Raw genomic sequence first — 4695 nt, forward strand, 5'->3', positions numbered from 1 at the left:
ACAAGCGATCGCCCTAGAGCTGAAAAATCCCTCAAGCAGCTGGATGAGGTGATGGCACAGCAATATAAGTTTCAGGTACAAGAAACGACGCTCAACGGTCAACCCATCACCAATTGGACGTCGCAACTCGGTGGCTTAGCCGCCACTCACGGCTGGTTAGATGGTAATGTTGCTTTCCTGACATTAGGGGCACCTGTTGCTAGTACCCTCGTCCCCAAACCCCAAGCGACTTTGGCGGACAGCGAGTTATTCAAACAAGCGATTCCTCAGCAGCTCAATGATAAGAACGGTCTATTTTTTATTGATGTTGACCGTACCATTAACGCCGGGAATCTGTCGCTCTCGCAAGTCGATCCAAATCAAAAAATCTTTACAAACGCGATACGCTCCATTGGCGTCACGGGTGGCATCAGTAGCGATCGCAGTAGCCGCTTTGATATCTTCGTCAACATGAAGAAAGTTGGAGATCCCAGTCCTTCGCCGAAAGCCAGTCTCTCTCCCAGTCCTAGCCCTTCTCCTTAAAGTTTCGCTTTTCAACCCCAAGGTACGCTAAGGTTCGCGCTAAGGTACGCAAAGCTCAATAATTCCTTGGCATACCTTGGCAATTGCCTTAGCAGGATGACAGCGTTAAAAAAAATAACAATTAGTTGGCTAAACCTGGGTGATTCTACCAAGCCTCAGAGCGACCAGAACCGATAGGATCAAAGTGGCGCTTGTGTGAGCGACTTAGATAACAATTGCTGGAAAGAATACAAGATGAACCTGGTTGCACTCCAGAATGGGTTAGATAATATCTCCTTCGCCGTCCTGTTTGCGACGATGTTGATGTACTGGATAGGAGCAGCTTTCAATGGCATCCCCTATCTGTGGGCTTTATCGACGGCAGGGATGGCGATCGCAAACCTCTGCATTGCCGCCCTACTGGGCGCACGATGGCTGGACGCAGGCTACTTCCCTTTGAGCAATCTCTATGAATCCCTCTTCTTCCTAGCTTGGGGGATTACCACGATCCATCTGATTGCTGAAAACATGAGCAAAAGCCGCTTAGTAGGCGTCGCCACGTCACCCATTGCAATGGGCATCGCCGCTTTTGCTGCCTTGACGTTGCCATCAACCATGCAGTCGTCAGAGCCTTTAGTCCCGGCACTAAAATCCAACTGGCTGATGATGCACGTCAGCGTCATGATGCTCAGTTATGCCGCGCTGATGGTGGGATCTCTGCTTGCGATCGCTTTCTTGGTGGTGAGTGGCGGTCAGAATGTCGAACTCCGAGGCAGTTCTGTCGGAACCGGCGGATTTCGCAGTAAAAATGACCCGGCACGCCCCTACCGTCTGCAACGCGCCAGCGATTTCGTGCCCCAGCCACAAGGAGCAACCAGCGAGTCATCTTCTGCTGTGGAGCGTATTTTTGAAAGCAATGGCAGCACCAAAACAGCCGTTCTCGATTTAGTGACCTCCCAGCCTTCCCAAGAAGGGGTATCTGAATTACCAACCCTTTCGCCCCAGCGCCTGAGCCTTGCCGAAACCTTAGATAACATCAGCTACCGCATCATCGGTTTGGGATTTCCCCTCCTGACGATTGGAATTATTGCCGGTGCCGTCTGGGCAAATGAAGCTTGGGGTTCTTACTGGAGTTGGGACCCCAAAGAAACTTGGGCACTGATTACCTGGTTGGTATTTGCCGCCTATCTCCATGCCCGCATCACCAAAGGCTGGCAAGGAAGACGACCGGCAATTTTGGCGGCGACAGGCTTTGTTGTCGTCTGGATTTGCTATCTTGGGGTCAATTTGCTAGGTAAAGGACTCCACAGCTACGGTTGGTTCTTTTGATCTTTTAGTCAATTCGCGAATGGCTTTTAATAATTAGCGTTCCTGCAATTAGCCATTAGCAATGACGGATGACCAATGACCGATAACGAATAACTCTTTAAACTATCAATTCAACTGGGGGAGATGGTTGTGGATAATCAGTTCGACTCGCTAGCCAAAGGTGAAGTTCTCTCTGTGGATGAGTCTTCCCAAATTTTAATTGGGCACCGCACATTCAGAGTCGGTGAATTCGCAGATGCAATCAGAACGCAGTTGGAATATGGTTTAGGTGGATGGACAGAAGAAAAGGATGGCTGGTTTAGCGACCAAGGCATTCCTTGCGAAGTGCTGAAATTCGGCTCCAACGGCTGGCAAAAGGGGAAAGTCAGATTTAGCTTGGAATTTTGCCCGGAAGATCCGCAGACGCAGCAGTCATCAACCATTGAAGACAGTGAGCCACAAAGGGCACCGATCCCAGCCACCTTGGATGAGGAAGTGTTAGTTGGAGCCGAAGCACCGTTAATCTATGAGGAAGAGTTAATTCTCATAGAAGTGCCAGAATCCGCTTTGGAAGAACTGGAAATGGCACCAGAAGCAGCCTTTGGTGCGGACGATCTGGATCTCACTGGAGAATCAGCCTTTGGTGCGGATGATTTGGAAATGGCACCAGAAGCAGCCTTTGGTGCGGATGATTTGGAAATAGCACCAGAATCAGCTTTTGGTGCGGACGAGCTGGATCTCACCGGAGAATCAGCTTTTGGTGCGGACGAACTGGATCTGACTGGAGAAGCAGCCTTTGGTGCGGACGAACTGGATCTCACCGGAGAATCAGCCTTTGGTGCGGACGAACTGGATCTCACCGGAGAATCAGGTTTCGGTGCGAACGATCTGGAATTTCCAGAATTGTCTGAAAAGGAAGAGAACCCATCAGACTCGCTACTCGATGATGTCTGGCAAGACATGAATGAAGCTAGCTGGCGTAACAATCAGTAGGGAAGCGGAAATTGGGCGAGTAATCATCGCTCACAAGCTAACTGATATCAGACTCACGAAGAAGGGGTGCTGTCACATAACAGCACCCCTTCGTTCTCTTTCAAAAAAGAATCATCAAAGAAGCGATCGCATTTGATGGCAGTGTTCAACATCTGGCTAGTGGCAGTGGCGATCAAACCGTTCGGCTGTGAAATCTGCAAACGGGGCATTGTCTGCAAGTGTTGCACGAGCATACGAGTTGGGTAACTTCGGTGAGCTTTAGCTGCAACGGTCAAATTTTACTAAGTGGCAGTGAGGATCGCACCATTAAGCTGTGGGATGTCGCAACCGGGCGCTGTATTAAAACGTTGCGGAGCGATCGGCTGTATGAACGCATGAATAGTCAAGGCGCAACGGGATTAACATTTTTACGATTTGCCTAACTTTTCAAACACCCTCTTAGACACGGCTGTCAAAAACTCTGTAGACACTGAGAGTCAGAGTACTGTTGGCAGAGATGTATGATTATGATGCGGTCGAGACAAGCTAATCAAATTCCAAATAGCTGGGCCCTTTGTGATGGTCAAGATGGAACACTAGATTCAAGAGATAGATTTATCGTTGGTGCTGGCAGCAAATATACTGTCAATGCTACAGGTGGAGAAGGATTTCACCGCTTAACAAGCGATGAAATGCCATCACGCGATCGTAGTAATGGAAGTTTCGGAAACTTTTTACAAGTTACTGAACAAAAGACTTACCGTGCTAGTTCAGATTTGTCTCCACATGAGCCAGATTTATTTACGGTTGATTGGAATAAAACAGTTTAGTGGAAATCAATCACATGAAAACAGACCACTTTTTTATACAGTTGGTTTTATTATTTTTATTATTTTTATTGTTTTTATTCTTGCGCAAACAATGGCGCAAACCAGGCGTGGTGCGAACGACGCGGCTCACGGGCAATGTTTATTGTATCCTATTGAAGCAACCTGGTACGATTACCGCTACTGTTGAGCAGAGAAAAGAATCTATAAGCCGTGTGAGACTCAGTATCAAAGCTAATTTAGAACAGGCGAACCCTAATGTTCAAAAAATAGGCAGCGATGAGCGGTTAAAAGTCTCTTATGAAGTGACACAACAGGAGTTCAATTCTAACAAGGATTGGTATATAATCATGGAAAATTTGAGCGCTCAACAAATCCTATTAAACCTTACTTTTAATGATAGCGCTCAATCCCAAAAAGAAAAATTAGAACCCGGATTAAGGATTTGCCAGAATAAAGAAGACAACGGCGGAAATAAAACAATTGTGAGAACAAAATATTAAAAACCCTGTTCTCATAATAATCTCTAAAATCTACTGATTTTTTGCCCAATAGACATAGATACAAGAGAGAGGAAAAGCAAGATGCCAGACGCACAAACCCCAAAAAAAACCGAAGAAGGAATTGTCAAAAGACCTAACTATTTTGCTGGTCAGTATCTACTAGAAGATGACTTTAAGTCAGAACAAAACTACCACATAGACCGCCAGCGCCGCCACAACCGCCTGCTTAATGTTTCGGGTATTGCTGAGGGGTTGACTGTAAGTAAACATCAAGATTTAACCGTTAAGGTTTCAGCAGGAACCGCGTTCGATTCCCAAGGAAGGCAAATTATCCTTCTAGACGAGAAAGCCGTAGACTTGGTGCAAGAGGCAAACAATAACAATACCATCGAAGATGGAGATTATACTTTTTCGATTAGATATAGCGAGGAGCTAACCGATTTACAGGGAGATGAGAAGTTCACGAATACGCGCGTGCAAGAAAAGCCAGTCTTCGTGTTAAGTTCGTCCTCATCAACACCTGATGACACTATAGCATTGGCAAAGCTGACAATTAAGGAAAAAAATGTCACAGAAATCGCTCC

Annotated in this window: 7 protein-coding genes and 1 pseudogene; 7 read left to right on the forward strand and 1 reads right to left on the reverse strand. The window is 46.7% G+C overall.

Annotation, left to right across the window (positions count from 1 at the left end):
* From H6F50_RS22270 to H6F50_RS22280, 3 genes are all read left to right on the forward strand, one after another.
* On the forward strand, window positions 1-522 hold a 522-nt coding region (locus H6F50_RS22270; RefSeq protein ID WP_190430386.1), incomplete at its 5' end, for a DUF3352 domain-containing protein.
* A gap of 234 nt (window positions 523-756) precedes the next feature.
* Entirely contained in the window at window positions 757-1830 is a 1074-nt protein-coding gene (gene ccsB / locus H6F50_RS22275) for a c-type cytochrome biogenesis protein CcsB (protein WP_190430387.1), read from the forward strand.
* A gap of 129 nt (window positions 1831-1959) precedes the next feature.
* Window positions 1960-2802, forward strand: coding sequence for a KGK domain-containing protein (locus tag H6F50_RS22280; RefSeq protein ID WP_190430388.1), 843 nt, complete (start codon window positions 1960-1962; stop codon window positions 2800-2802).
* Window positions 2803-2855: 53 nt separating this feature from the next.
* Here the strand turns inward: H6F50_RS22280 and H6F50_RS26645 are convergent, their stop codons facing one another.
* A complete protein-coding gene (locus H6F50_RS26645; protein WP_199292317.1) occupies window positions 2856-3011 on the reverse strand; it encodes a hypothetical protein in 156 nt (51 codons plus the stop codon).
* 9 nt (window positions 3012-3020) lie between these two features.
* Here H6F50_RS26645 and H6F50_RS26650 point away from each other — a divergent pair, with 9 nt between their 5' ends.
* The 4 genes and pseudogenes from H6F50_RS26650 to H6F50_RS22300 all read left to right on the forward strand — a co-directional run.
* On the forward strand, window positions 3021-3224 hold the full coding sequence (locus H6F50_RS26650; protein WP_347277201.1) for a hypothetical protein: 204 nt from the start codon (window positions 3021-3023) through the stop codon (window positions 3222-3224).
* A gap of 78 nt (window positions 3225-3302) precedes the next feature.
* On the forward strand, window positions 3303-3611 hold the full coding sequence (locus H6F50_RS22290) for a hypothetical protein (protein WP_190430389.1): 309 nt from the start codon (window positions 3303-3305) through the stop codon (window positions 3609-3611).
* A gap of 14 nt (window positions 3612-3625) precedes the next feature.
* The gene (locus tag H6F50_RS22295; protein ID WP_190430390.1) at window positions 3626-4111 is read left to right on the forward strand and encodes a hypothetical protein; all 486 of its coding nucleotides are present in this window, start codon (window positions 3626-3628) and stop codon (window positions 4109-4111) included.
* 81 nt (window positions 4112-4192) lie between these two features.
* Window positions 4193-4695, forward strand: a pseudogene (locus tag H6F50_RS22300) (hypothetical protein); the annotation flags it as partial.

It is taken from the genome of Coleofasciculus sp. FACHB-712 (assembly GCF_014695635.1).
Classification (GTDB): domain Bacteria; phylum Cyanobacteriota; class Cyanobacteriia; order Cyanobacteriales; family FACHB-T130; genus FACHB-T130.

Excerpts from the sequence above, each read along its gene's own strand:
- ccsB (WP_190430387.1), top strand. The coding sequence starts at position 757 with ATGAACCTGGTTGCACTCCAGAATGGGTTAGATAATATCTCCTTCGCC.
- H6F50_RS26645 (WP_199292317.1), bottom strand. The coding sequence starts at position 3,011 with ATGCCCCGTTTGCAGATTTCACAGCCGAACGGTTTGATCGCCACTGCC.
- H6F50_RS22290 (WP_190430389.1), top strand. The coding sequence starts at position 3,303 with ATGATTATGATGCGGTCGAGACAAGCTAATCAAATTCCAAATAGCTGG.
- H6F50_RS22295 (WP_190430390.1), top strand. The coding sequence starts at position 3,626 with ATGAAAACAGACCACTTTTTTATACAGTTGGTTTTATTATTTTTATTA.